Origin of the sequence: Nonlabens antarcticus, from assembly GCF_015356755.1 — a bacterium.
Taxonomy (GTDB): Bacteria; Bacteroidota; Bacteroidia; order Flavobacteriales; family Flavobacteriaceae; genus Nonlabens; species Nonlabens antarcticus.
Genome location: NZ_JADFCO010000065.1, coordinates 177,005 through 202,311 on the forward strand (window position 1 = coordinate 177,005; position 25,307 = coordinate 202,311).

31 protein-coding genes and 1 riboswitch are annotated in these 25,307 nt (G+C 39.5%); of the genes, 11 read left to right on the top strand and 20 right to left on the bottom strand.

All coding sequences use genetic code 11. The features are described 5' to 3' along the window. Nucleotides 1-45: 45 nt before the first annotated feature. Nucleotides 46-393 (bottom strand): DUF190 domain-containing protein, encoded by a 348-nt coding sequence (locus IQ282_RS08865; RefSeq protein WP_194851505.1) that lies wholly within the window; start codon nt 391-393, stop codon nt 46-48. Next, nucleotides 390-1,694, bottom strand: coding sequence for a voltage-gated chloride channel family protein (locus IQ282_RS08870; RefSeq protein WP_194851506.1), 1,305 nt, complete (start codon nt 1,692-1,694; stop codon nt 390-392). The genes IQ282_RS08865 and IQ282_RS08870 overlap by 4 nt, the downstream gene beginning before the upstream one ends. A 38-nt stretch (nt 1,695-1,732) precedes the next feature. Continuing rightward, a riboswitch (Fluoride riboswitch) is annotated at nt 1,733-1,797 on the bottom strand. A 148-nt stretch (nt 1,798-1,945) separates the two neighbouring features. On the opposite strand from IQ282_RS08870, the gene IQ282_RS08875 reads away from it, so the two are divergent. The 3 genes from IQ282_RS08875 to IQ282_RS08885 all read left to right on the top strand — a co-directional run bounded on the left by IQ282_RS08875 (nt 1,946) and on the right by IQ282_RS08885 (nt 3,769). Next, a complete protein-coding gene (locus tag IQ282_RS08875; protein WP_194851507.1) occupies nt 1,946-2,128 on the top strand; it encodes a hypothetical protein in 183 nt (60 codons plus the stop codon). A gap of 74 nt (nt 2,129-2,202) precedes the next feature. Further along, nucleotides 2,203-2,850 carry a DUF2459 domain-containing protein gene (locus tag IQ282_RS08880; protein WP_194851508.1) on the top strand — a complete coding sequence of 216 codons (648 nt, stop codon included), beginning with the start codon at nt 2,203-2,205 and terminating at the stop codon, nt 2,848-2,850. Nucleotides 2,851-3,259: 409 nt separating this feature from the next. After that, the gene (locus IQ282_RS08885) at nt 3,260-3,769 is read left to right on the top strand and encodes an acyl-CoA thioesterase (protein ID WP_194851509.1); all 510 of its coding nucleotides are present in this window, start codon (nt 3,260-3,262) and stop codon (nt 3,767-3,769) included. A 247-nt stretch (nt 3,770-4,016) separates the two neighbouring features. Here the strand turns inward: IQ282_RS08885 and IQ282_RS08890 are convergent, their stop codons facing one another. The 10 genes from IQ282_RS08890 to IQ282_RS08935 form a co-directional block, all read right to left on the bottom strand. Next, on the bottom strand, nt 4,017-5,222 hold the full coding sequence (locus IQ282_RS08890) for a murein hydrolase activator EnvC family protein (RefSeq protein ID WP_194851510.1): 1,206 nt from the start codon (nt 5,220-5,222) through the stop codon (nt 4,017-4,019). Then, the gene (locus tag IQ282_RS08895; protein ID WP_194851511.1) at nt 5,222-5,977 is read right to left on the bottom strand and encodes a DUF4292 domain-containing protein; all 756 of its coding nucleotides are present in this window, start codon (nt 5,975-5,977) and stop codon (nt 5,222-5,224) included. Before IQ282_RS08895 ends, IQ282_RS08890 begins: the two co-directional genes overlap by 1 nt. A 5-nt stretch (nt 5,978-5,982) precedes the next feature. Next, nucleotides 5,983-7,341, bottom strand: coding sequence for a tetratricopeptide repeat protein (locus IQ282_RS08900; RefSeq protein WP_194851512.1), 1,359 nt, complete (start codon nt 7,339-7,341; stop codon nt 5,983-5,985). Between the two features lie 21 nt (nt 7,342-7,362). Beyond that, the gene (locus tag IQ282_RS08905; RefSeq protein ID WP_194851513.1) at nt 7,363-8,379 is read right to left on the bottom strand and encodes a sugar phosphate nucleotidyltransferase; all 1,017 of its coding nucleotides are present in this window, start codon (nt 8,377-8,379) and stop codon (nt 7,363-7,365) included. Between the two features lie 434 nt (nt 8,380-8,813). Then, a complete protein-coding gene (locus IQ282_RS08910) occupies nt 8,814-9,056 on the bottom strand; it encodes a toxin-antitoxin system protein (protein WP_194851514.1) in 243 nt (80 codons plus the stop codon). A gap of 100 nt (nt 9,057-9,156) precedes the next feature. Continuing rightward, complete coding sequence (gene dut / locus IQ282_RS08915) at nt 9,157-9,591, bottom strand: dUTP diphosphatase (RefSeq protein ID WP_194851515.1); 435 nt, start codon at nt 9,589-9,591, stop codon at nt 9,157-9,159. Beyond that, nucleotides 9,591-11,045: a lipopolysaccharide biosynthesis protein gene (locus IQ282_RS08920; RefSeq protein ID WP_194851516.1), complete on the bottom strand. Its 1,455-nt coding sequence runs from the start codon at nt 11,043-11,045 to the stop codon at nt 9,591-9,593. Before IQ282_RS08920 ends, dut begins: the two co-directional genes overlap by 1 nt. Nucleotides 11,046-11,133: 88 nt before the next feature. Then, the gene (locus tag IQ282_RS08925; RefSeq protein WP_194851517.1) at nt 11,134-11,622 is read right to left on the bottom strand and encodes a hypothetical protein; all 489 of its coding nucleotides are present in this window, start codon (nt 11,620-11,622) and stop codon (nt 11,134-11,136) included. 61 nt (nt 11,623-11,683) lie between these two features. After that, complete coding sequence (locus tag IQ282_RS08930) at nt 11,684-11,986, bottom strand: HigA family addiction module antitoxin (RefSeq protein ID WP_194851518.1); 303 nt, start codon at nt 11,984-11,986, stop codon at nt 11,684-11,686. 4 nt (nt 11,987-11,990) lie between these two features. Beyond that, nucleotides 11,991-12,272, bottom strand: coding sequence for a type II toxin-antitoxin system RelE/ParE family toxin (locus tag IQ282_RS08935; RefSeq protein ID WP_194851519.1), 282 nt, complete (start codon nt 12,270-12,272; stop codon nt 11,991-11,993). A gap of 91 nt (nt 12,273-12,363) precedes the next feature. Here IQ282_RS08935 and rsmI point away from each other — a divergent pair, with 91 nt between their 5' ends. The 3 genes from rsmI to IQ282_RS08950 are packed head-to-tail and all read left to right on the top strand — an operon-like array spanning nt 12,364 to nt 13,735. Continuing rightward, a complete protein-coding gene (gene rsmI, locus IQ282_RS08940; RefSeq protein WP_194851520.1) occupies nt 12,364-13,029 on the top strand; it encodes a 16S rRNA (cytidine(1402)-2'-O)-methyltransferase in 666 nt (221 codons plus the stop codon). 51 nt (nt 13,030-13,080) lie between these two features. Beyond that, nucleotides 13,081-13,374 carry a type II toxin-antitoxin system HigB family toxin gene (locus IQ282_RS08945; protein ID WP_194851521.1) on the top strand — a complete coding sequence of 98 codons (294 nt, stop codon included), beginning with the start codon at nt 13,081-13,083 and terminating at the stop codon, nt 13,372-13,374. Between the two features lies 1 nt (nt 13,375). Beyond that, the gene (locus tag IQ282_RS08950; RefSeq protein WP_194851522.1) at nt 13,376-13,735 is read left to right on the top strand and encodes a helix-turn-helix domain-containing protein; all 360 of its coding nucleotides are present in this window, start codon (nt 13,376-13,378) and stop codon (nt 13,733-13,735) included. Nucleotides 13,736-13,750: 15 nt separating this feature from the next. Here IQ282_RS08950 and IQ282_RS08955 read toward each other — a convergent pair whose 3' ends face one another. The 3 genes from IQ282_RS08955 to trhO are packed head-to-tail and all read right to left on the bottom strand — an operon-like array spanning nt 13,751 to nt 15,601. Beyond that, the gene (locus tag IQ282_RS08955; RefSeq protein ID WP_194851523.1) at nt 13,751-14,365 is read right to left on the bottom strand and encodes a PhzF family phenazine biosynthesis protein; all 615 of its coding nucleotides are present in this window, start codon (nt 14,363-14,365) and stop codon (nt 13,751-13,753) included. Continuing rightward, a complete protein-coding gene (locus IQ282_RS15040; RefSeq protein WP_194851524.1) occupies nt 14,365-14,565 on the bottom strand; it encodes a PhzF family phenazine biosynthesis protein in 201 nt (66 codons plus the stop codon). Before IQ282_RS15040 ends, IQ282_RS08955 begins: the two co-directional genes overlap by 1 nt. Continuing rightward, complete coding sequence (gene trhO, locus IQ282_RS08965) at nt 14,558-15,601, bottom strand: oxygen-dependent tRNA uridine(34) hydroxylase TrhO (protein WP_194851525.1); 1,044 nt, start codon at nt 15,599-15,601, stop codon at nt 14,558-14,560. The genes IQ282_RS15040 and trhO overlap by 8 nt, the downstream gene beginning before the upstream one ends. Nucleotides 15,602-15,950: 349 nt before the next feature. Between trhO and recA the strand changes: the two genes are divergently transcribed. The 4 genes from recA (at nt 15,951) to IQ282_RS08985 (ending at nt 19,532) form a co-directional block, all read left to right on the top strand. After that, nucleotides 15,951-16,964: a recombinase RecA gene (gene recA, locus IQ282_RS08970; protein WP_194851526.1), complete on the top strand. Its 1,014-nt coding sequence runs from the start codon at nt 15,951-15,953 to the stop codon at nt 16,962-16,964. Nucleotides 16,965-17,092: 128 nt separating this feature from the next. Further along, entirely contained in the window at nt 17,093-17,491 is a 399-nt protein-coding gene (locus tag IQ282_RS08975) for a hypothetical protein (RefSeq protein ID WP_194851527.1), read from the top strand. A gap of 14 nt (nt 17,492-17,505) precedes the next feature. Beyond that, a complete protein-coding gene (locus tag IQ282_RS08980; protein ID WP_194851528.1) occupies nt 17,506-18,051 on the top strand; it encodes an RNA polymerase sigma factor in 546 nt (181 codons plus the stop codon). A gap of 2 nt (nt 18,052-18,053) precedes the next feature. Then, complete coding sequence (locus tag IQ282_RS08985) at nt 18,054-19,532, top strand: outer membrane beta-barrel protein (RefSeq protein ID WP_194851529.1); 1,479 nt, start codon at nt 18,054-18,056, stop codon at nt 19,530-19,532. A gap of 156 nt (nt 19,533-19,688) precedes the next feature. Here IQ282_RS08985 and IQ282_RS08990 read toward each other — a convergent pair whose 3' ends face one another. Beyond that, nucleotides 19,689-20,429: a lysophospholipid acyltransferase family protein gene (locus IQ282_RS08990; RefSeq protein WP_194851530.1), complete on the bottom strand. Its 741-nt coding sequence runs from the start codon at nt 20,427-20,429 to the stop codon at nt 19,689-19,691. A 101-nt stretch (nt 20,430-20,530) separates the two neighbouring features. Between IQ282_RS08990 and trpS the strand changes: the two genes are divergently transcribed. Next, the gene (gene trpS / locus IQ282_RS08995; RefSeq protein WP_194851937.1) at nt 20,531-21,499 is read left to right on the top strand and encodes a tryptophan--tRNA ligase; all 969 of its coding nucleotides are present in this window, start codon (nt 20,531-20,533) and stop codon (nt 21,497-21,499) included. A 60-nt stretch (nt 21,500-21,559) separates the two neighbouring features. Here trpS and IQ282_RS09000 read toward each other — a convergent pair whose 3' ends face one another. The 4 genes from IQ282_RS09000 to IQ282_RS09015 all read right to left on the bottom strand — a co-directional run bounded on the left by IQ282_RS09000 (nt 21,560) and on the right by IQ282_RS09015 (nt 24,901). After that, complete coding sequence (locus tag IQ282_RS09000) at nt 21,560-22,654, bottom strand: DNA-processing protein DprA (RefSeq protein ID WP_194851531.1); 1,095 nt, start codon at nt 22,652-22,654, stop codon at nt 21,560-21,562. After that, nucleotides 22,654-23,292, bottom strand: a complete 639-nt coding sequence (locus IQ282_RS09005) for a peptidoglycan DD-metalloendopeptidase family protein (protein ID WP_194851532.1) — start codon at nt 23,290-23,292, stop codon at nt 22,654-22,656. Before IQ282_RS09005 ends, IQ282_RS09000 begins: the two co-directional genes overlap by 1 nt. A gap of 104 nt (nt 23,293-23,396) precedes the next feature. Next, the gene (locus IQ282_RS09010; protein WP_194851533.1) at nt 23,397-24,053 is read right to left on the bottom strand and encodes a CoA transferase subunit B; all 657 of its coding nucleotides are present in this window, start codon (nt 24,051-24,053) and stop codon (nt 23,397-23,399) included. A gap of 146 nt (nt 24,054-24,199) precedes the next feature. Further along, nucleotides 24,200-24,901 carry a CoA transferase subunit A gene (locus IQ282_RS09015; protein WP_194851534.1) on the bottom strand — a complete coding sequence of 234 codons (702 nt, stop codon included), beginning with the start codon at nt 24,899-24,901 and terminating at the stop codon, nt 24,200-24,202. Nucleotides 24,902-25,307 lie beyond the last annotated feature (406 nt).

Here is a 25,307-nt window from a genome sequence, read left to right on the forward strand (position 1 = left end):
TTTTATTTTGAACGGATCCTATCTTAGGAAAGGGTTTTTAGTAAGCTATACTTCCCTGATTATAATCTCATTCTTTACGATCAAGATCTGAGTGTTCTGTAACAAATCCTTTTGCTCGTCAATAAATTTATTGATTTTGAGTTCTGAATCAGTGATTTCGATAAGGTGTGGATGTTTGAAATGTTTGATTTCACTAGTTCCCCAATGGATGGTTTGATTAGCTAAATATCCCTTGTTTACATTTAGATGCAGTACTTGATGCAAGTTTGAAACCTTGGCTCTTTTGATCAGCTCCGTTGTGAAATCTGAGGAATAAATTTTTTTCCAAAAGGATAGGCCATTTACCTTCTGACCGTACTCAAAATAAATACGTATCGTAATTAAGTTTTTCATTTTTTAGATCTTTTATTTTTGACGGAGGATAGCGGCAATCCTTTTTCCCGTAGAAATAAATTGTGCTTGGGACTACCTATGATTTGAGAAGAATAGACTCCTGAATGACCAGAAAATAAGTATGCCGTGCAACAGGCTAACCCAATAAAAACACCTGACTCAATTCCAAAAAGCTCTATTCCCATAATTGTACAAGCTATGGGAGTATTTGTTGCACCTGCAAAAACAGCTACGAAACCCATCCCGGCTAATAACCCCATAGGTAACGGTATAAACCAAATTAGAACATTTCCTAAGGCTGCCCCTATAAAAAATAACGGAGTTACTTCTCCTCCTTTAAATCCAGCTCCTAATGTAAAGGAGGTGAACAGTAATTTGAAAATAAAATCATAAGAATTAAGATTTACCTGAAACGCATCTACAATCGTTGGAATTCCAAGTCCTATGTATTTAGTGGTTCCCATAAAATATATGGCAAGCGCTAAAACCACGCCGCCGATAGCCGGTCGCAAAGGAGAATATTTTATAATTTTTCCAAAAAGATGCGTCCAAAAATGGGTGGATTTTGAAAAGAGCATGGCTACAAGACCAAAAATAATACCTGCAAGCAGGCACCATAAAAGGTTTATAGCTGTCATATCTGCCACATTACTTATCGTATATTGAGTATGGGAAATACCCCAAAGCCTACAAAAATAATCTGCCAGCACTGCTGCCATAAAACTCGGAACAATAGCATCTAATCTAATTCTACCAAGAATCAGTACCTCCAGCGCAAAAATTGCTCCGGCGATAGGCGTTCCAAATACAGAAGCAAAACCAGCGCTTATTCCCGCTATTAATACAATCTGCCGGTCTCGTTTTGAGAGATTTAAAATTTTGGTAAATCGGTCAGCAATAGCTCCACCTATTTGAACCGCAGTTCCCTCCCGACCAGCAGAGCCTCCAAAAAAATGGGTCAATACAGTACCAAAAAGAACTAGAGGCGCCATTCTAAAAGGAATTATCTTTTTAGGGGAATGGAGTTCTTCTAACAATAGGTTATTTCCTTTTACAACGCTATTTCCATATAAATGATAGGATAAACCTATTATAAAACCTCCTATAGGTAACAGCGCTATAATCCATAAATGAGATTCCCTCCAGGAGGTTGCCCATTCTAAACTTAACAGGAAAAATGCAGAAACACTTCCCACGATACCGCCGAGGATTACACAGATTAAAATCCATTTTAAAAGATATAGTAAAGAAGGAATCTGTTCGAAGGAGAACAGGAATTTTTGAAGTCTCAATTTTGTCATAGTACCTTTAATGCGTGATTCTACAGTGGTATGAACCATTAACGGTAGAAGTCATTAGCTCCAGATGGAACGGTTAAGGGCAGACCTCATTGCCAAATTTGAAATGTAAAGATACTTAAAATAAATAATCGATAACCAGTTGCGCTAAAACGAACTGATGGCGCGTTTATGAAAATAGACCCTTTAAAATTATGTGTTTTCTTCAAACCTAGATTAATATAGCAGCATTCCTTATGTTTAAACAATGAAATATGTACCGGAAAATTCATCGGGCAATCTGTGTCAAGTATGTCATAAATTGCCATAGGACTCTCGCGAAGGCGATATCCAAAGCTTATGACAACCCGTTTGATAACATGACTGTATCCATAATTCAGGTGGACAACGCTAGTTCTATAACGGTGGTTCTTCACAATCAAATGCAACTAGAATAAACATTCACAGTAAAAAATACTGAATCGTTTTACGTTCGTTTGCAGTCGAGAACAGATAGGAAAAAAAGAACACTATGAAAATCCTGAAATTTACTTTAAAGCTTCTTCTAGGAATCATCGCCATACCGCTGCTGTATGTTCTTGTTTCCTTAATCTTATCCATCATCCCTGTAAATACCGATTCCCAACGTGACAGCGATAATGAAACCATTTACCTATCCAGCAATGGGGTGCATCTGGATGTGGTGTTGCCTATTGAGTTGATGGAAGATGAATTGTTAGAAGGACTGAACAGAACTCCGAATGATCGATATTTTAGTGTAGGTTGGGGTGAGGAAAACTTTTATATCAATATGCCAGAATGGAGCGATCTGACATTTAGCACTGCATTTAATGCCGCTTTTCTGGATAATACGACCTTAATGCATATTACCAGATACTCATCCACAGGCGATAACTGGATAGAAGTCAAATTATCTAAAACCGAATTGAGCGATTTGAACCAATACATCCAGAACTCCTTCCGCTTAGATGATGCGGGAACTAAAAGAATTCTCCCTGATGAAGGATACGGCTCAAGAGACGATTTCTACAAAGCGGTTGGTCGGTATTCGTTTCACAATACGTGCAACAGTTGGATCAATAACGGCTTTCGCGAAAGCGGACTTAAAGCAGCACTCTGGACACCATTTGATTTTGGGTTGATGGGGAAATATGAGTAGAAAGTTATTACGGGAATTTATAAAAAAGACCTGTCCTAGATATCAAAATTGCGGAACCTCAAAATAACCAACATAAGAATAAGACTCCTCGCCTAGAAACTTACGTCCAACGTGCTTTTTGCGAGAGGAATGCAAAAACACAGATTGATCTCGCCGTGCACAGCGATGCAATCAGGAATGGTTGAAGGTCCAATAGACTTTTTTAAAGTTATAAATCAGGGTCAAAGTTTAGTGGAATTACAACCCCTCTGACCAAAACCCGCTCGCGTTTGCTTTGCGCACCTTTCCTTTTCTAGGAAAGGAGCTTTTTATATTGTGCATGAAAACTTACTCGTTAAATAAAAACTAGAAAACTTGTTAATGACAGTCTTATCCGCATTGCAACGTACCTTTGCAAAAAAAATAAACAATGGACAATCGCACGCCCAGACACTCCTTTACCACAGTAACTGACCTTGTTTTACCTAGTGAAACGAACCCGCTAAATAATTTATTCGGTGGAGAATTGCTGGCTCGTATGGATCGTGCCGCTAGTATTGCGGCCAGACGTCATTGTCGTCGTGTAGTTGTGACGGCATCTGTTAATCATGTCGCATTTAGTCGTATGATTCCTTTAGGAAGTGTGGTAACTATTGAAGCTCAAGTTTCTAGAGCTTTTAGTTCTTCCATGGAGGTTTATATGGATGTTTTTATTGAAGATCGAGAAAGTGGCGAGCGTACCAAAGCAAATGAAGCTATTTATTCTTTCGTAGCGGTGGATGATACAGGAAGACCAGTGCAAATACCTTCTATACACCCAGAGTCAGAAGAGGAAAAGCAACGCTATGATGCCGCATTGCGCCGCAAACAGTTAAGTCTGGTCCTTGCAGGGAAAATGAAGGCAAAAGATGCTACTGAATTGAAAGCGCTTTTTGAGTAGCTCAAGTTTACTCCTGTCTCAGTACTAATTATTTTCAAACGCACTTTATAAACCTGCTTGTAGGTTCCAAATATTGCTTGGTTTAATGCGTAAAGGGCCGGCCTGCCAGAAGCACGACAAACAGGTGACGAAATCCTTTTAAAGCGTCATAAGAGTGTGGTTATTGGCTTGAAAAATTTAAAGTGTACAGCCACGCCAATAGCGTGGGGAACGCCCAAAAAACTAATAACATAGAAAAACCCCTTATTTAATTACGTAAAATCCATCGTGCAGGGTCTTGAGTAGATGCCTCTTCTAAAACAACAAATTGCATTTCAGTCACTCCAGCATAATCTGTAAAGATTTCTCCTAATGAAGTTAGTGTGTTTACCTTCTCTCCCTTGTGTACACTGACGTTTCTTAGGTTCCCATAAATGGTTGTGAAATTACCATGTCGCACGTGAACCGTCAATATTCCATCTCTAGACTTAACTACCTGAGCCACCTCTCCATCAAATACCGCTCTGGCTCTTGTTCCCTTAGGTGATTGAATACGCAATCCATTAGAAGGGATCTGTATGCCAGGCAACACTGGGTGTGGCTGGTTTCCATAACGTCGAGTGATCACACCTTCAGCCACTGGCCATGGCAGTTTCCCTCGATTGTTTGTGAAGTTTCTGGCGAGAGCCTTGGCTTCTGGAGTTAGGAAGAATTTTCCTTTAGTCGCACCTACTTTTCCTTTGTTAGATGCAGCAATATCGGCTTCAATGATTTTGCGTATCTCACGATCAATTTGCGCTCTTTCCCGTGATTTTTGTTGGATTTCTGATGCGTATTGCTTTTCATTTTTCCGAACTTCCACCAGTAACACAGTCTGCTCCTCTTTGTCTTTTCTAAGCGCAATACGTTGCTTTTCGTTTGCTGCAAGCACTTCTCTCTTCTGAATTTTTTCTTTTTCTAACTGTATATTTTTATCCTCTAGCAAATTACTTTTTACAGTGATTTCATCAGCTTGCTTTTTACGATAATCTGCATAAGCTTGTAAGTACTGCACTCTTTTATATGCCTGTAGAAAATCCTCTGAGGATAACAGAAACATCAAACGGGATTGATCGTTTTTTGATTTATAGGCCTTGACGATCATCTCGCCATATTCTTTTTTCAACCCCTTGATTTCGGTATTCAGCTTTTTAATTTCAGTCGCATTTGTATTGATGCTTCTAGTAATCAGGTTTGCTTGTTTATTTGTGATGTTGATGATTTCCTGAGTTTTGGAAATTTTAGAATCAATCGTCTGTACTTGGGACAAAACAGAACGTTTATCCTTCTTTGCACTAGACAGCAATTTATCGTATTGATTAATTTCAGCCTGCACGGCAGCGCGACGTTGCTCAAGCTTGGCTTTTTCCGACTGAGCCGTTATTGTTGAAATTCCCGCAATGAAGAATAGCATAAGTAATAGAAATGACTTCATTAAAAGGTCATGTTTTTATAGTTGCTGGGCATATCAAATGGGAAACTCAATTCCTGATCAAACTCAACGTTATTAAGTTGGAGTTCTACTTGTACTAATTTTCCGTTACTGTTAGCATTAATAGAAACGTCTTGGGGCACTGTTTTTCCAGTTACATTTTGATAGGTCAAATATCGAACGTCCAGAGTTGTGTTTTCAGATTTTTTAGCAATAGATTGTTGGCCTACTTTAAAATCTGACGGTCGCAAAGCAAATAATTTCTCAATAACACCCGCCTGACGGAATTCATATCGATTATTGACAACAGTATATTCCATACTATTTAATGGCTCAATTACCTGACCCAACATCAAATTCTCTAGCTGCTCATAAGTTAATTCCTCACCTAAAAAATTAGAAATAATTTCAAAATCTCCATCAAAGGAGCGCTTATCTATCTTTTCATAGAATTGAACTCGATCTGGAGTGATACTAACTTTAGCTACCGTAAAGCCCAGAACTCGTGCACTCATCCAGATTTGCTTTCCTTTGTCCATACGCAAATCTACGGTTACCGATTGCGATTGATTGGGATCTTGATATTTAACATTCATTCGTGATTGTAATGTTTTAAACTCAATCGCCGCAGTATTGTGAGATTTTATAATCTTCATTTTTGCTGCAGATGCCACAGCGTTTCCAGTCACCTTTTTTGTGCCACCACAGGAAATTAGAAACAATGCGAGTACTATTCCACAAATTCTTTGAGTCGTCATATATTTTAATTTGAAATTGCTTTCATTTTTAATTTTGTCTTCTTCACGTTTTCCGCATCGCCCAGTTTTTCATAGGCAATCACCAGCTGTCCGTAAATGTCGTTTTCTAGTTGTGGCTCATCCAGTAAAAAGGAAAGCCCTGTCTCTAACTGTTTCACTGCCTTTTTATTATTCCCCAATTGATTTAAAGCTGCGCCATTGATAAGATACAGTAAGGGCTGCGACGGATAAATTTCTAGAGCGTTAGTTGATAGCGTTTCCGCTTTCGCGAAAGCACCCGTATCTAAATATAGTAATGCTGTGTTCCTTATTAGTTCAAAATCCTGATCGTTTAAATTCATGCCTATCTCGTAAAATTTTAATGCTGCCTGCAGCTGCTTTTCATTTTTATAATAATCTCCCAGTCCACGATACGCCTCCACATTTTCCACGTTATCCGTGAATTCTATAACAGTAGATTCTATCTCAGTTTGCGTGACACCAATGTTAACGGCAGTGGTTAGAAAATCCTTGAGTACCTCCATTTTTACAGAATCCTCCAGATCATCAGATTCAAAGATGCGCTTCATGCTTTGCATTCCTTTTTTCAACTCGCCAGAATCCAGGTAAATCTTGTACAGCGCGACTTGTGCAGCATCACTGTCTGGAATAGCGTCGTTGAGTTTCTCTGCAATCTCCTGTGTTTTTTCCATATTATTCATACGGCTATAGCCATAAATAAGCTGAATGTACAACTGCTCGTTATCTGGATCTACTGCCAATTTTTGCTCCAGCTCTTCCAGGTTATCAGTTATTCGTTCGTCTTGTTGCTGGTTGTTTTGCAAGGATCGCCGTAATGCATCGCGCCGTTCATTATTTCCTAGTTTCTGATCTAAATCGGTTATGGTGGCGAGTGCTTTTTCTCGATTATTAATACGCAGATACGCAACGGGCAAGAGCTCCTCATAATTTGTATTGTCACGAGCCAGTTTTTCTAAAACAGTGACGGCTTTGTCATATTCCTGTTCCTGATTGTAAACTTCGAGCAAATTGTCCATCAACCACTCGCGCTCTCCAGAGATTTTGATAGCAGAAAGTAGATGGGATTCCGCTTTCGCAAAAGCCTTACTCGCCATATAATTCTTTGCAAGCTCAAACTGAACCGCACCATTTTCTGGCTGCAAGCGCTCGCAAATGAGTAGTTTTTCAATCGCGCGATCGTGATTCTCCCGAGCTTTTTCTGAAAGCGCATCAAAGAAATTTTCCTTAAATGCATCAGAAACCACACCCAGATCGTCCTCATTTACATCCACAGCCGCCACTCCTTCCTGTGCCATAGCACCGAAAAAAGATAGCAACACAAGAGAAAACAAGAGCTTTTTCATGAAAATGTTGATCTTCAACAATTATTCCAATACCGAATAATCACCGATACTGATATATTTGAAATTACCGTCGAACTTAACATGGTTACCTACCATAGCCTCGTCCAGCGTGGCATTCTTTATAGTTGAATTGTTCTGTATCAAACTATTGCTTATCTTAGAATTAATGATCACACTCCCAGAACCTATGCTCACATGTGGCCCAACAGTGGAGTTCTTGATCACTACATCATCTGCAATTACACAGGGTTGAATGATCTCAGAGTTCTCTAATGTTGCCTTTGTCTGGAGCTCATCGCTACCGTCGCTGACCATAAACTTCATGATGCGTGTGTTCGTGTCAATCGCAACTTCTTTATTCCCACAATCCATCCATTCATCAACGGTTCCCGTTTTGAAAATATTGCCAGCGGCCATCAATCGCTTGATACCATCGTTAATCTGGTACTCGCCCCCATTGATGATCTCATTCTCAATAACGTATTCCAGTTCTTTCTTAAGATCTGCAGTTTCCTTGAAATAATAGATCCCGATAACCGCCTGATTGCTTATAAACTCCGTAGGCTTTTCAACCAACTCTGTGATTTCTTCCTTATCGTTAAGCTTAACAACACCATAAGCTTCTGGCTTTTCCACTTCCTTAGTCCAGATAACTGCATCTGCTTCTGGGTCGAGTTCAAAACTGGCACGAATCAACGTATCTGCATAAGCCACAACTGCGGGTCCAGAAAGGGATGGTTCTGCACACATAATGGCGTGGCCGGTTCCCAACGGTTCTAGCTGGCGGTAAATACTGGCTTTAGCACCTAGACTTTCTGCCAGTTCCTTCAAACTCGCGACTACACCATCACCAAAAAAAGCTGGATCGCCCAGAATAAATGCGATTTCCTCTACCGGCTCGCTTAAAATCCGCGCAATATCGCGTACCAATCGGTGAACAATAGGTTTATTAGCAATCGGAATTAAAGGTTTAGGAACGGTAAGGGAATGTGGTCTAAGTCTGGAGCCGCGACCGGCCATGGGAACGATTATTTTCATAGGCAACTTCCCATGAAAATGGGAATCTGTTTAATGGTTTTGTAAAGCACGAAGGTAAAAACTTTAAATCTTAGAGATCAGTTAAATAAGAGGACTTGAATTTTCCGAGATTTGCCCTCGATAATAAATTTGTTTTAGATTTTTAAAATTCATGCCTTCATCCGAAGCTTTTCAATTTTTCAAAACAAATCAGAATGTGAGCCTATCCTAATTAATTTAATTGTGTGATCTTCTTCAATTTGAAACCAGATATTGAGTAGGATTGGCTAAGTGTAATATTCCCAATTGCCTTTTTTTCATTTCAATTTGTGCGGAACTATTTTTTGGGTATTTGAGACAAACAATTCGCTTTTATTAGTCTTAGGGTTGCTGAGGTAGGTTTAATATCAATTGCATCCTTTAAAATTTATTGAACATAAGAATCTATACTCCAGCTATAAAGATGCTAAAAACTCATCTAAATCAGTTATTTCTTCTAATTCTTTACCACTATGCGCTTCCTCAATCGCCGCTATTGTTTCGTCATTGGGAATGTTCCATATATCCCTACGTATCAAAATTTCGAGATAATCGTTCTGACTTAAATTCTGATCCTTGGCCTTCTTTCTGAAACGTTCGAATAGTTCCTGATCTAATGTGAAAGTTAATTCTACTTGGACTTTTTCTTGTTTAGACATATATAAGGCGTTTTTTCTTTAAAGATAATGACAATGCGTTTTACAAAGTAAACCTATAACGCTATTTTATTGCCAATCAATAAATTGAGAAGTCCCCAAATCATTTCGCACCCGTACTCCCAAAACCACCAGCACCACGATCTGTATCACTCAAAACTTCCACCTCTTCCCAAGTCGGTTGTTCGTGTTTTGCGATGACCAGCTGCGCAATGCGCTCGCCGTTTTCTATGATAAAATCCTCATTTGATAAATTGACTAGAATCACGCCTATCTCACCACGGTAATCGGCATCAATGGTTCCTGGAGCGTTGAGAACTGTAATTCCCTTTTTTGCGGCAAGACCGCTGCGTGGACGTACTTGAGCTTCCGTTCCTACAGGTAATTCTATGAATAAGCCTGTTTTTACGATGGCGCGTTCCAGTGGTTTTAAAGTAATTGAATTTTCAATAGATGCTCTTATGTCCATTCCAGCACTACCTATAGTTTCATAGGCGGGCAATTTATGAGCAGATTTGTTGATGATTTTTACAGTCATTATTTTTTCAATAAGGATTTGATAAATGATTTTTCTCGACTTAGAATGAATAACGATACTATTGTCGCAAGCGCGATTCCAGTAGCGTACATCTGCCAGGTGTTGGGCCCAAAGTAATCGCGGATTCCATAAAAGAAAAAGGCTGTGGAACTTATAGAAATCCCCAGATACAACAGCATATTCTTCACGTCATACGGAATGTAATAATGCTTTCTACCCAATAAATAGGAAACGACCATCATCAGCCCATAAGCAGCACAAGTGGTCAGTGCACTTGCCATATATCCTATTTGCGGAATTAGCAGAATATTGAATCCTATGGTTATCGCAGCTCCTAAAATCGAAATGTATGCGCCATAGCTCGTCCGATCTGTCACTTTGTACCATACCGAAAGCGTCTGGTAAATACCAAAAAATAGATAAGCAACCAATACTATAGGAACAATATCCAGCGCTTCCCAATATTCCTCGGCAATGATAGCGCGTTTGATCAAGTCGATAAAAACAGTGTACGACAACAATGCAATGGAACCCAGCACAACGAACATTTTAGTAATCATGGCATAAGTTGCGGTGGCGTTCTCACTTTTAGATTCGCTAAAAAAGAAGGGTTCTATGCCTAGTTTAAACGCAGTGGCAAACAGCGTCATTCCTACGGCAACGCGGTAGCATGCGGTATAAACACCTACTTGAGCGGTGGAATCTTCTGGCAGCAACCATTCTAGTAATATTTTATCAAAAGTCTCATTGATGGCAAAGGCAATTCCTGCAATCAGAATAGGAAAACCGTACCTCAACATCTTTCTCCACAACACCGAATCAAATTCCCACCTGCGGAAGTAGATGCTGGACACCACAACAAGCGTCACAAAACTGGCACTCATCAGTGCAATGAAATACAACTCGACTTTATCTTCTGGTAGAAATTGTGACAGCCCGGGAATATCTTGCAACCAAATCAAGAAAACAGCCGTCATCCCAACAGATATAATGACATTGATCATTTTGATCACCGCATATTTCAAAGCCTTTCCGCGAGCGCGCATGTAGGCGAAAGGAATGACCATCAACGTATCAAAAGCTAGAATCCCGATCACCCATTTCCAGTAATCAGCCGACTTGCCCGACCAGTCGGCAATTTGATCTAAGCCTAGGAAAGCGAAAACTACAAATACCAGAGTTGTTCCTAACAAGGACAACAATCCGGTACTGATAACTTTGTTTTTATCTTCGTTTTCGCTGTAAAAGCGAAAAAACGAAGTCTCAATCCCGTAGGTTAAGAAAACGTTGGCTAGAATAATCCAGGAAAATATGATAGAAACCTCGCCAAAAGCAGTTTTGCTAGGCAGATATTCCGTCAATAACAAGGTGAGTAAAACCGTCAGCAATCTGGGCAAAACCGTTGCCAGACCGTAAACAAAAGTGTGTTTAAAAAGACGTTGTATGGAACTCAAAGACAGTTGTTATTGAACGTCAAAGGTACAATTAAGCCTGCATTTCTATGATGGGAATTTTTGCGTTAAAACTTGCTTTTTAGGCAGATTATTGAGGTTTTGACGGCAAATCCATCGCAGACTTTTTTTGAACTCCCTTAATTTTGGTAAAGGTGAACTTCCCGTCTTTGACAAATTTTACGATCGCCTCATCATCTTCTAAATCAAATGGAAACTTCTCTTCATTCTTAGTTGACGCGTTACCGTATTCCTTTTTGGGATCTAGATTCATGTTCATGTCTGGTTTAGTATTGAAATTAGTTGAAAACCTAGCAATGGTATATCGAGGAGTTCCTGTACTTATTTCTACAACCGTTGTAGTCATTCCCTTATAATAGACGATTTCCACACTTTCTTTATCTGCATCAAACAAGGGTAAAAATAGGTTAATCCCACTGCCAGAACCTGGAATTCCGCCAGTCCAGGATTGAGCGAACGGCTGATAATCACCGGTAAATGGCCCAATGGTATTCGTGATTTTCTGTGAAGAACAACTGGAGATAATTACGGTAAAAGCAAATAGACACAGAAATTTCATAATTGGATTTTCATTTAATCTTCAACGACTGTGCCGTTCCTTAAAAGTAACGCAACCATAATTAGGCAACATTTCTATCTTCCAGTTGCTTGATTTGATCAAACTCATTTTCCTTTTCAATTTGTTCTTTCTCAATATCATAATCATCCTGCAAACCCAACCAGAACTTAGCTGAATTTCCAAAATACTTGCTTAACCTAAGAGCTGTATCCGCTGTGATCCTGCGATTGCCTTTCACGATTTCTGAAATACGGGTTTGCGGTATTTTTAAGTCTTTTGAAAGTCGGTAGGCCGTTATTTCAAGAGGTTCCAAAAACTCAGTTAATAAAATTTCGCCTGGATGTATATTGTTTAATTTTTCCATGATTTTAATGATAATCTATTATTTCCACTTGACTTGCTTGACCCATTTCCCATTTGAAAATGATTCGCCATTGATTATTAATTCTAACACTATAGAAATCTTTCCGTTTGCCGGATAGCTTTTCAAGGCGGTTGGATGGCGGTACTCTCAAGTCATTTATATCTTGGGAGTTGTTCAGCATCCTTAACTTACGTCTTCCGCTTTGTTGAATATCGATTGGTAATTTCTTCACTCTTGTTCCACTCCAGATTTTTTCCGTTTCTTTTGTCCCAAATGAAATAATCATATCTTTTACGTTACTAACGCCAAAGATAAGTAAAAATTTGTAGACTTATAGACCTAATAATTCTAACTTAAATTTGCACTAAACCACACCCATGAAACTTTATCTCGTCCCAACGCCCATCGGCAATCTTGCAGATATGACCTACCGCGCCGTAGAGATCTTAAATTCGGTTGATTTGATACTTGCAGAGGACACGCGCACCAGTGGCAAACTCCTCCATCATTATGAGATCAAAACGCCCATGCTTTCCTACCACATGCACAACGAGCACAAAATTTCTGACCATATCGTGACTAGGATAAAGGGTGGTGAAACCATGGCCTTAATTACAGATGCTGGAACTCCTGGTATCAGTGATCCTGGGTTTTTGCTTTCGCGAAAGCTGATTGCCGCAGGACTTCCAATAGAAAGTTTACCTGGTGCTACTGCTTTTGTTCCTGCACTGGTGTGCTCCGGTTTGCCCTGTGATAAATTTGTTTTTGAGGGTTTCCTGTCGGTAAAAAAAGGCCGCCAAACCAGACTCAAAGAACTTGCCGAAGAATCCAGAACCATCATCTTCTACGAATCACCCCACAAACTCCTCAAAACCCTAGCCGACTTCCAAACCCATTACGGCGCAGACCGCCAGATTTCCATATCGCGTGAGATCACAAAAATGTTTGAAGAACATTATCGAGGCACTGTTACTGAAGCTTTGGAGTATTTCACAGAAAAGAAGCCTAAGGGAGAGTTTGTGCTGGTGCTTGCTGGCGCTTAATAATTATTACCAATTTGGTAATTAATAGTATCTTTGCGGTAAATAATTACTTTGAGAGTTATTGCCAAAAGTACTTTACGGAAATTCTGGGAAATTAATCCAGACAGCGAGCAACAATTGAAATCGTGGTATCAAGAAGCTTCAAAAGCTAATTGGGAAAACCCAAATGAAGTTAAACTGAAGTACTCCTCGGCAAGTATCTTAAAAAATAATAGGGTCGTTTTCAATATTTGCGGTAATAAATATCGATTGATTGTCGACATTACTTATTTGAGAAAACAAGTTTTTATTCTGTTCATTGGTACTCATAATGAGTATGATAAAATTGATGCTAACACAATTTGATATGGAAATTAAGGCGATTAAAACAGAGCAGGATTATGAGGATGCATTGGCAAGATTAAAATCTATTTTTCATGCATTGCCAGATACTCCTGATGGCGATGCTGCAGAAGTTCTCTCTATTCTTATTGAAAAATATGAAGACGAACATTACCCAATAGAAATGCCAGATCCCATCGAGGCGATAAAATTCCGTATGGAACAATTGGGAATGAAGCAAAAAGACCTCGCAGAAGCGGTAGGCTTTACAAGCCGCGTAAGCGAAATTCTGAATCGAAAGCGTAAATTGACTCTAAATATGATCAGAAAATTGAGTGAAACCTTACAAATACCCACGGAAGTTTTGGTTCAGAAATATGATTAGATCCGCAAAATTTAATTAATTCAACATCAGCTTTCCTTCCAGTACAATACATGCATCACCGGTTATAGAAATATGTTCATCACTCAGAACAGCAACTTCCAGAATTCCCGTGCGCTGTGAACATTGAAAAGCTCGCAACTTTGTTTTACCTAGTTTCCTGGCCCAATACCCAGTCAAAAAAGTATGCGTGGCTCCGGTCACAGGATCTTCATCGCCACCGCTCCAAGGCCAGAAATATCTGGATTCAAAGTCAAAATCGGATTGATTTGATTTTGCCGTGACCACAACACCGCTTATGTCGCTAATTGATTTCTTCATAGCCGCAAAATCTGGATTTAGGTTTCTGAGTTCATTAACGTCTTCCAGTTCAATCATCAACTCTAGATTTTCATGATTGTAGCCGCTGTTTTTGATTTCTTTGATTCCCATGGCAGTTAATAATGCTGCTGGAACATCGCGACCTACGATCCCATAGTTGGGAAATTTTAGAGAGACTTTTTCTCCACACCTTACCGCTTGCAATTCTAATCCTGAACCTGTTTTAAAATTTAATTTATTCAAGTTAGAATCTTGCTGAAATAGAATCTTAGCACTGGCTAGCGTTGCGTGACCACAGAGCGGAATTTCCATTATTGCGAAAAGTATCGGATGGAAAAGTAATCACCTTGATTTTGTACAAATGCAGTCTCAGATAGATTGACCTCTATTGCAATGGATTGCATGACCTGATCTGAAAGGGGTTCTTCCAGCAAACAAACTCCCGCAGGATTTCCTTTAAACGGTTCGCTGGTAAATGAGTCCACCATGAAATAAGAAATTGACTTAATCATTGTCGTACTTTTTAAACTCCAATTTCTCTGACCTTCCCTTCTTAAAAATATGATTGCTGTTATAATGTCCAGCACGCAGTTTTTTCTGCTCTTCTATAGGTAGCTGAATTATCTCGTGGCATTCTGTGCTGCAAGTGTTTAAATATTGCACTTTACATTCCTCGCATTGAATGAAAAGCAAATGACAGGCCTCGTTAGCACAGTTGGTATGGGAATCACAGGACTTCCCACATTGATGACAATGGGCGATTACCTCATCGCTAATCGCTTCAGACAATCGCGCATCAAAAACAAAATTCTTCCCGCGAAATTTATTCTCTAATCCTTGTTCTGTTACCTGACGATGGTATTCTATGATCCCGCCTTCTAGCTGATATACATCTTCAAAACCACGGTGTTTGTAATAAGCACTCGCCTTTTCACAACGTATACCACCGGTGCAATACATGACTAGTTTCTTGCCTTTTTTATGCTCCTTGATTTCCTCCTCAATAATGGATAGACTGTCTCTGAACGTATCCACATCTGGTGTCCAGGCATTTTCAAAATGACCTATCTCGCTTTCATAATGGTTGCGCATATCGACTAGGATCGTGTCTGGGTCTGCAATCAATTCATTGAACTTAATGGCATCAACGTGGGTTCCTATCGCAGTCACATCAAAGGTCTTATCTTCTAATCCGTCAGCAACAATTTTAGAACGAACTTTTACCTTAAGCTTTAGAAAACTCTCGTTATCATGTTCACGGGCAACATTCAATCGAACGTTTTCAAGAAAATTGATTCCGTCGAGGAAGTCCTTGAAGTCGGCAAACCGGTCTGCGGGAATGGAAAGCTGGGCGTTGATGCCTTCATGGGCAACATAAATACGTCCCAGGACTTCTTGCGCATCAAAGGCTATGAATAAATAATTTCTAAATAAGGCTGGATTCCCGATCTGGGCATACTGATAGAAAGAAATCGTGAGCCGTTCCTTACCGGCCTCACGTATTAACTCACGTCTTTCTTCAGCACTTAATTTGTTGTACAGTTGCATGCTATAAACGTCTAGTGTTGAAGCGGCAAAGGTATCAAAAAGACGAAAGACCGCTGCGTTGCAAGAAACAAGAAGTAAAATAAATCTTTTCTTATGGAGCAGTTTTGCGTTAGGGATTGAAGTGAAAATCCTTTTTAAGCATTTTACGCTTAAAAAGATTGCAGCGTAAAGCCCGACCAACAGTATTGAACGTTAGTGAAATGCTGGTGGGAACGCCCAAATGAAACTCGAACTTTTATTTTACCGCTTTCGCAAAAGTAAAAACCTACAGTTCCAACCGTTAATAACCATTGCTTCATCCTATTGGAAACTGATATCCTAACGCCTATTTTTACGTAAAATAAATAAAATGGCAGACGATAAAGAAAAAGCAGCAAAAGAGAAGGCACTCAAATTGACGCTGGACAAGCTGGATAAAGCATACGGAAAGGGTACGGTAATGAAAATGGGGGATCGCCAGGTGGTCGATATCGAGGCAATCTCTACAGGATCGTTAGCTCTTAATGCTGCGTTAGGAGTAGGTGGTTACCCACGTGGTCGTGTGGTAGAAATCTATGGACCAGAATCTTCTGGTAAGACGACACTCACGTTACACGCAATAGCCGAAGCTCAAAAAGCGGGCGGCATTGCAGCTTTTATTGATGCAGAACATGCTTTTGACCGTTTTTATGCAGAAAAATTAGGGGTTGATCTAGAAAACCTTATCATTTCCCAACCAGATCATGGAGAACAGGCGTTAGAGATTACAGAGAATCTAATACGTTCTGGAGCAATTGATATAATCGTTATTGACTCTGTTGCAGCATTGACTCCTAAAGCAGAGATTGAAGGAGAAATGGGTGATAGTAAAATGGGGCTTCACGCACGATTGATGTCTCAAGCTTTGAGAAAATTAACGGGTACGATTTCTAAAACTAACTGTACGGTAATTTTCATCAACCAGTTGAGAGAGAAAATAGGTGTGATGTTCGGTAATCCAGAAACTACTACTGGTGGTAATGCATTGAAGTTTTACGCATCTGTACGTTTAGATATAAGACGTTCTACGCAAATTAAAGGTGCGGCTGGAGATGTTCAAGGAAATAAGACTCGTGTTAAGGTGGTGAAAAACAAAGTAGCTCCGCCATTCCGAACGGCAGAATTTGACATTCTTTACGGTGAGGGGATTTCTAAAATAGGTGAAGTAATTGACCTAGGTGTAGAATATGAAATCATCAATAAAGCTGGTTCCTGGTTCTCTTATGGAGATACTAAATTAGGTCAAGGACGTGATTCTGTAAAAGCAATTTTACAAGACAATCCAGATTTAATGGATGAGCTGGAAATAAAAATTATGGAATCTATCAAAATGGCAAGCGCTTAAAGCCAGCCTTTTGTAAATCTATTGAAACCGTTTTAAATTTTAAAACGGTTTTTTTGTTTTTAGTACGCAACCTTTTAAGTTTTTATGCATCTAGTAAGAAAACAGCTATGAGATTAAAAATGATTTTGATGTTGGCATTAGTAAGTGTAGGCATCACTTCTTGCGACATCGGTGATGATAATGATTACGCGCAAATACAATATCAACTTGCCGAAGTGACTTCTGTAGAAATGCCTGAGAATTTGAAGTTCGGAAAAGTAAATGAAATCGTTGTACGGTATGACAACCCCACAAATTGTAACATTTTTGCAGGATTTGATGTGCAATCAAGACTCAATGAACGTGATGTTACGGTTGTAACTACTGTTCGAGAAACAGGTGATTGTGACGAACTTAATATTCCAACAGAAAAAACTTTGAAATTTGTTGCAGTGAGTAACGGCACTTACACTTTTAGGTTTCTTTCAGGAAGAGATGCAGATGGTGAACCAGAATACCTGGAGTTTACAGTTGAGGTAGTCGAATAGATTATTTATTAAATGTGGTTCAGAAACAACTTATCTATAATTGTAAGAATGGCGATCGCAAAGCACAAAAAGAGCTTTACGATCGTTATTCTAATACCTTATTCGGGTGTTGTTTGAAGTATGCACCCAACTATCAAGAGGCCCAAGATATTCTTCAAGATAGTTTTCTAACCATATTTAAAAAAATAGGACAGTTTGAAGATGCTGGCTCTTTTGAGGGCTGGTGTAAAAGAATTACAATCAATGTTGCTTTACAACGCTATCGCGGCACAAAAGTATATCGACTTGAAGATGGAGATTGTGTTATTGATGAGGTGCTAGAGATAGAAGAGCCAGATAACCTGGGAATGCAGGAAATGTTGCTTATGATCCAGCAGCTACCAGATAGGTATAGACTTGTCTTTTCGCTATACACATTAGATGGTTATGGGCATAAAGAAATTGCAGACATGATGCAAATTACAGAAGGAACATCTAAATCTAACCTTTCTAGAGCCAGACAAAAATTGCAACACATGATTATCAAATGGCGCGAGGATAATACCTGCAATGCCAGCTAATAATGGAAGATAAAAAAAACATAGACCGTTTATTCCAGGAGCGTTTCAAAAATATTGAAACACCAGCTCCAGCTGATGCGTGGGAAAATATTTCCAGCAATCTGAATAAAAAGGACAAGCCTGACGTTTTTCCTCTATGGTGGAAAATCGCTGGTATTGCAGCGGCGCTCGTGCTCATTTTTTCTGCTGTATTGTGGAATTCAGAAGAACCTATAAGCCGTGAAAGCATCGTTATAGAAACCCCAGCAGATTCAGAAAACGCTGATAGTAATGTAGATACTAATAGTGATCAAAGTAATTCTAAAAACATTGCTCGCGATGCAATTGCAGTAGATGAAACTGAAAATTCTCAAAGTGATGAGAATCTGCAAAACAGAACTGGCGAGCTCAAGAATAAATCTAATTTTTCAAAGGATCAAAAAAGTTCGAATGAAAAACAAGGAGGTTCTTTTCAAAACACTTCTCCAGAGCATGGTCAAAATGCCTTAGCAAATAAGGCTAATTCAAATCCTAAGAATTCTGAGAAATTGAACGGTGGCGGCGTCACTGAAAGTATTTCAAAAAGAAAAGGAATTGCGTCTCAGGAAATTCCTGATGTTGAAGAGAAAGTCAGTAAGGATTCTAAGATAAGTTTAGACGCAATAGCATCTATTGATGATGAAAGAAATAGCGATGCTAATAGCGCTCCAACACTTCAAGAAATTGCAGCAGCGGAAAAAGAGAAATTATCAGAATTCAAATCATTAGAACAAGATCTTTCTCTGAAAAAATGGAGTGCCGCCACGGTTGTAGCTCCGGTGTATGCAAACACACTAGGTGGATCATCTGTAAATTCTCAGGTAGTGAATAATGCAAATACCGCTGAAGTTAATTTAAGTTATGGTGTAGCAATAGCTTATAATCTTTCACCGCGATGGAGCGTTCGCAGTGGAGTGAGTCAAATACGTATGAATTACAATACAGAGGATATAAATTACGGATTAAAAGCAAGCACATTTGATGTCAACAGGAGCAGTGCCGGGATTGCCTTTGATCCTCGTGCTGTTAATAAAATCGGAACGTCTTCTCTAAACGATTCCTTTGCGCAGGAGCTCATGAGCGCCTCAACCTTTGCTAGTTTAAGTGGTGAGTTATCGCAGCAATTGGGGTATATAGAAGTGCCTCTGGAGGTGAAGTATAGGTTGATGGACAGCAAGTTCGGTATTAGTATATTGGGTGGTATGAGCGCACTTTTTTTGACAGATAATGAAGTGAGTATAAGCAACGACGGTCGCAAATTAGAGTTAGGAGAAGATGCTAATTTTCAAAACTTTAATCAGAGTGCAAATTTTGGTTTTGGGGTTGATTATCGATTTACAGAAAGGTTAGGGATATCTGTAGAACCTACCTTCAAATATCAATTGAACACCTTACGCAATGACACCGCAGACTTCAAACCTTACACCATAGGTGTTTATACGGGTTTGATGTATAGATTTTAACCACAGAATGTTGTCATTGCAGGCATCTGTGGGGATATGAAAAAGAAGATTGAGGTTGGTTAATCATTAAACTCAATTCATGCGATGATCAATGAAGCCGCTCTGTTGCTATGCAGAGCGGTTTTTATTTTTAATCAGCACTTTACACTTCTCCTGTTACTGATATTTCAATAGATCGTTAAGAATGATGGTACGCACGCTTTCGCGAAAGCGGACTTTATCTCCAGGCAATTGCAACCCGGCAGTTTCCTGAATTTCATGTGTTCTAGCGCGCATTCTTCCCAAGGATCCATGAAAAAAAGCAAATGGCAACCTTTTTTTATTATCATAAAAACTGATGGGAACGACCGGTATCTGATGCTCAATGGCAAGTCTAAATGCACCGTCCTTAAAGTTATCAAGTACAATTGATCTGTCGTCAGGGACACCTCCTTCTGGAAAAATACAGATGCCCACTCCAGCATCCAGACGATCGCTAGCTCGCTTGAAAACAGCCTGGCGACTGTGAGCGTCGCTGCGATCCACGAGAATACAACTGCGCTTATAGAAAAAACCAAAAATGGGGATCTTTGCAAGGGAAGCCTTACCGACAAACACAAACGGATTCTTTGCGACGATCAACATCAACATGATGTCTAACATACTCGTGTGGTTTGCAACGAGCATATAACTCTGCCCTTTTATCATTCCAGCGTCTCTATAAATAATAGGTTTCCAGCACATACCATATACAATGATATATGCCCAGATTTGAGCTACTTTAAAAAACTGAGGATAGGTTTTTTTAGAAATGGTAAAGACCGTTAAGAAAGGTGCCAAAACAATTATAGGAATGCCTATCAGTAGGTAAAACCACAATCTATAGAGTGGCATGAGAATAAATCGAGTCCATTTCATGAGTGTCAAAAATAGCAGAATTAAAATACGTGGCAACCTCTATCTTCCCCACTTGTGGTTTACACTGCTTAGGAATTACCTTTGCAGCTCAATACAGAACGATGGCTAGAGTACTTACAGGAATACAATCTACTGGAATCCCGCATTTAGGAAATGTATTAGGCGCGATTTTACCCGCCATAGAAATGTCTGCAAAACTTGAAAATGATTCTTTTTTGTTTATTGCAGACTTCCACTCCTTAACCCAGATTAAGAATGGAGCAACCATGCGAGAAAATACGTATGCTACAGCCGCTGTATGGCTCGCTTGTGGTCTAGATACGTCACGTACTACTTTTTACCGTCAAAGTGATGTTCCACAAGTAACCGAATTGAACTGGTATCTAAATTGCTTCTTTCCTTATCAAAGATTAACGCTTGCGCATGGTTTTAAGGACAAAGCAGATCGCTTAGACGATGTAAATGCTGGGTTATTTACATATCCTATGTTGATGGCTGCAGATATTTTAATCTATGACGCTCTTGTGGTCCCTGTAGGGAAAGACCAGTTACAACACCTAGAAATGGCACGTGATGTAGCAGGTCGTTTCAATAATCAAATGGGAGAAACACTTATCGAACCTCAAGCTGAAATCCAAGAAGGTACTATGTACGTACCAGGAACAGACGGTCAGAAAATGAGTAAATCAAAAGGAAACCTCATCAATATTTTTCTTCCCAAAAACGAACTAAAAAAGCAGGTAATGTCCATTGAAACGGATAGTACTGCTCTTGAGGAACCTAAAAATCCAGATAGCTGCAACGTATTTGCCATTTATCAATTATTAGGCAGCCCTAAGGAAGTAAAAGAAATGAGAGCCCGCTATGAAGGCGGTAACTACGGTTACGGACATGCAAAAAAAGCTTTACTAGAATTGATTCTTACCAAGTTTGAAATTCACCGTGAAAAATTTGACCATTACATGGCCCATAAAAATGAGATAGATGAAGCACTGCAAGAGGGCGCTGTCAAAGCTAGGGTTATTGCTAATGGAGTGTTGAAAAGAGTTCGCGAGAAGTTAGGGTATTAAAGACTCCGTTTTCATAGGAGTGGACTTAAGTCCACCCCTATGAAAAATAGCTCTTGTTGCTCACGCAAGCATAAATAGTTTTCCTGGCAATGGCTTTACGACGCCTTTCAATTCCATCGACATGAGAATGGAGGCTACTTTATGGACTGGCATTTTAAGGTTAAGAGCAATGATGTCGAGCATTTCCTTTTCAGTTTCTTTTAAAAGTTGATAAATCTCTTTTTCATCATCATTTAACTCAACAAAGAGTTGTTTTTGGATAGCCACCTTACTTTCTTGCCATCCTAAAATATAGGGAATATCAGCTGTTTTTGTGAGCATGTGTGCTTTGGACTGTTGAATCAAATCATTACAACCTACAGAATATTTATCATTAACTCTACCGGGAACCGCAAATACCTCTCGATTATAATCACAGGCAAGGCCCGCAGTGACCAGAGACCCGCCTTTACCAGCACTTTCTATAACTACTGTGGCCTCGCTCAACCCAGCAATAATCCTATTACGTCCTAGAAAATTCTTGCGGTCAAAGGGATCCGTACTCCAGAAATCCGTCACAAAACCGCCATTTTCTTTTACATCATTGTTGTGGGCAGCATGATTGCGCGGATAGGTTTGGTTCAGTCCATGCGCCATTACCGCAATGGTTTGCAAACCGTGTTCTACGGCAAGTTTATGAGCAAGAATATCGACACCATATGCATAACCGCTAATAATAGTAGGTTTGAGTGGTGCAATTTCTGCAATAAATTTTTCTAGGAACGCGGCTCCCTGGCTGGTGATCTGCCTTGTTCCTACAATGCTTAATGTGTATGGATTACTCCAGTCGATCTTTCCGTTTTCGAAAAATATGGTAGGCCCATCGACGCAATATTGCAGGCGCTCTGGATAATCGTCGTTGTAATATACCCTGTATTTAAGTTTGTTTTCCTCAATGAATTTAAGCTCATTTTCTGCTTTTAGAAACAGATCTTTTGCTTTAATGAACTGGCCTTTTTTGTCGCCTATTCCTTCAATCGCTGCAATCTCACGATAGGGTTGCTCAAAAACAGCGGCAGCACTACCGAAGGTTCTGACCAGCTTTTTAGCCATGATATCGCCTATTAGAGGCGCTTTTTTCAACGCTAGCAGCGATAACAATTCCTGTTGGTCCATCAACCGAAGATAAACGGATTAGGATCAAGTATGATTTCAGAGTAGTTATTTAATTGATTTTCAGCAAGAACCCCTGGGAAATCTCCTTGGTAATTTTGCATGGTTGTCATGATTTGAAAGTGCAGGTGTGGTGAGTAACCACCGTTTTCTAGGGGTGTTCCCAAGGTTGCAATTTTTTCGCTTTCGCGAAAGCGAACTCCCATTTCCCATCCCTGCATATCACATTTTGAAAGGTGTCCATAAAGACTGTATAGCTTCTTACCTTCAAAGTCATGCTCTAAAATTAAAGTAGGACCGTAATTTCCCGCATCACCATTGTCTGCAAATGAGTGGATTTTTCCATCCATTAAAGCATGAATACTTGTTCCCGCTGGCGCCCACAAATCAGTCCCCATGTGTACATCTCTAACCTCACCATCTTGAAATCGAGTCGATCTGCGGTACAAAGCGCGCTGTTCCTTAAATCCACCGTGAGCTATGAATTTACCATTCTTTGAGCGCTTCTCTTCTAAATACTTTTCAAAAGTCGGAATATTACTCACGTCGTTTTCCTCCCAAAATGAATTGCTAACCGATAAATCTATAGAAAAATAATCAGCCGCTTTATACTGCGGATTTAATAAGGCTTTAAAAGTCATTTGGGTTTTCTAAATACGAAAAAGTGTTATCAAGAATCACTGCATTATCTATATTGCGTCAGTATGATGACGGTATTTAGATAAATTCAATAGATAGAAGCTTTTTATACATTCATTTCAGGTATCTCACCTTCTACAATTAATGTTCCTTCGGTTGCTTTTTGAATCTCTTCAACGCTTACTCCTGGTGCTCGTTCGAGGAGTTTAAAACCTTTATCTGTGATTTCTATAACAGCTAGATTTGAAACCACCTTAGTAATGCAATTAACTCCTGTAAGTGGCAATGTACATCGCTTCAAAAGTTTAGACTCGCCCGCACGGTTTGTGTGCATCATGGCTACAATAATGTTTTCTGCACTGGCTACCAGGTCCATGGCACCGCCCATTCCTTTGACCATTTTACCAGGTATTTTCCAGTTAGCGATATCACCATTTTCTGCAACTTCCATCGCTCCTAGAATCGTCAAGTCCACATGCTGACCGCGTATCATCCCAAAACTTGTGGCGCTATCAAAGAAGCTCGCACCAGGCAATGTAGTAATGGTTTGTTTACCGGCGTTAATGATATCTGCATCTTCTTCACCTTCATAGGGAAATGGTCCCATTCCCAAAACGCCGTTTTCCGACTGGAATTCAACATCAATTCCATCTGGAACATAGTTTACTACTAATGTAGGGATTCCTATTCCTAGGTTGACATAGTAGCCATCCTTGACTTCCTGAGCGATTCTTTTTGCAATTTGTTCTTTACTAAGACTCATTATAATTTGTTGATTTGCTAATTTGACAAAAGACTTTCTAATTCCTAATTATCAAATTCATTAATAGATAATTTCTAAGATTTCTAGAGGACATTAGAAATTGATGAAGTAATTCTAGAATTTTTCCTCAAAGAAAACAGCTGAATTTAGCTGCGCACTCGTGTCGTACGTTGCTCTATGCGCTTTTCATATTTTTCTCCCTGAAATATACGTTTGACAAAAATTCCCGAAATATGGATTTGATTAGGGTCCAATTCACCGGCGGGAACAAGTTCTTCAACCTCAGCCACTGTAATCGTTGCTGCACCGCACATTACTGGATTAAAATTTCTGGCGGTTCCTTTGAAAATTAAATTTCCAGCAGTATCTCCTTTCCATGCTTTAATAAAAGCAAAGTCGGCTTTAAATGCTTGTTCTAAAATGTGTGGTTTGCCATTGAAATCTCGTTCTTCTTTACCTTCGGCCACTTCTGTACCGTATCCAGCTGGTGTGTAGAACGCTGGGATTCCTGCTTGAGCCGCACGACAACGTTCTGCCAGAGTTCCTTGTGGAACTAATTCTACATCTAGTTCACCGCTCAACATCTGTCTTTCAAACTCGTCATTTTCCCCTACGTAAGAGGAAATCATTTTCTTGATTTGTTTGCCCTGAAGTAAAAGTCCCAAACCAAAATCATCAACTCCCGCATTGTTGGAAATGCAAGTCAAATCAGTCACTCCTAGTTTGACCAATTGTGCTATACTATTCTCAGGAATTCCAGAAAGGCCAAAACCTCCAACCATCAATGTCATCCCATCTTCAAGACCGGTTAGTGCTTCCTTTACGCTTGCCACTGTTCTATTAATCATGCAATAAATTATTTGCTATGAAAATACGGAATTTAGACGTAGAATATTCGGTAATAATTGAGAATGTGAATGAGGTATGTAGTAAAGTCAGGAACGTTACATAGTAAATTGATTTAATAAAGAATTCTTATCCACGATCCTGCTCCCTCGCCAATGGAGCAGGCTGGAGCGAGATGTCTTTGATCTTGATTCTTGATTCTTGATTTCTAATCTTACTCATTTTCAACTACATCAGAAGCTTGAGAACTTATCCGAATGATATCAGTTTAGACTATGTCTTAAGATAAAAAATCACACCTAAATTTGTAGGGGCGGGCTTAGACCGGCCTTTATGGAAATGCATTTCACAATCAATTATAGATTATTAGTGTATTTTAAAATTAACTAACCTCCAAACAATCCGTCA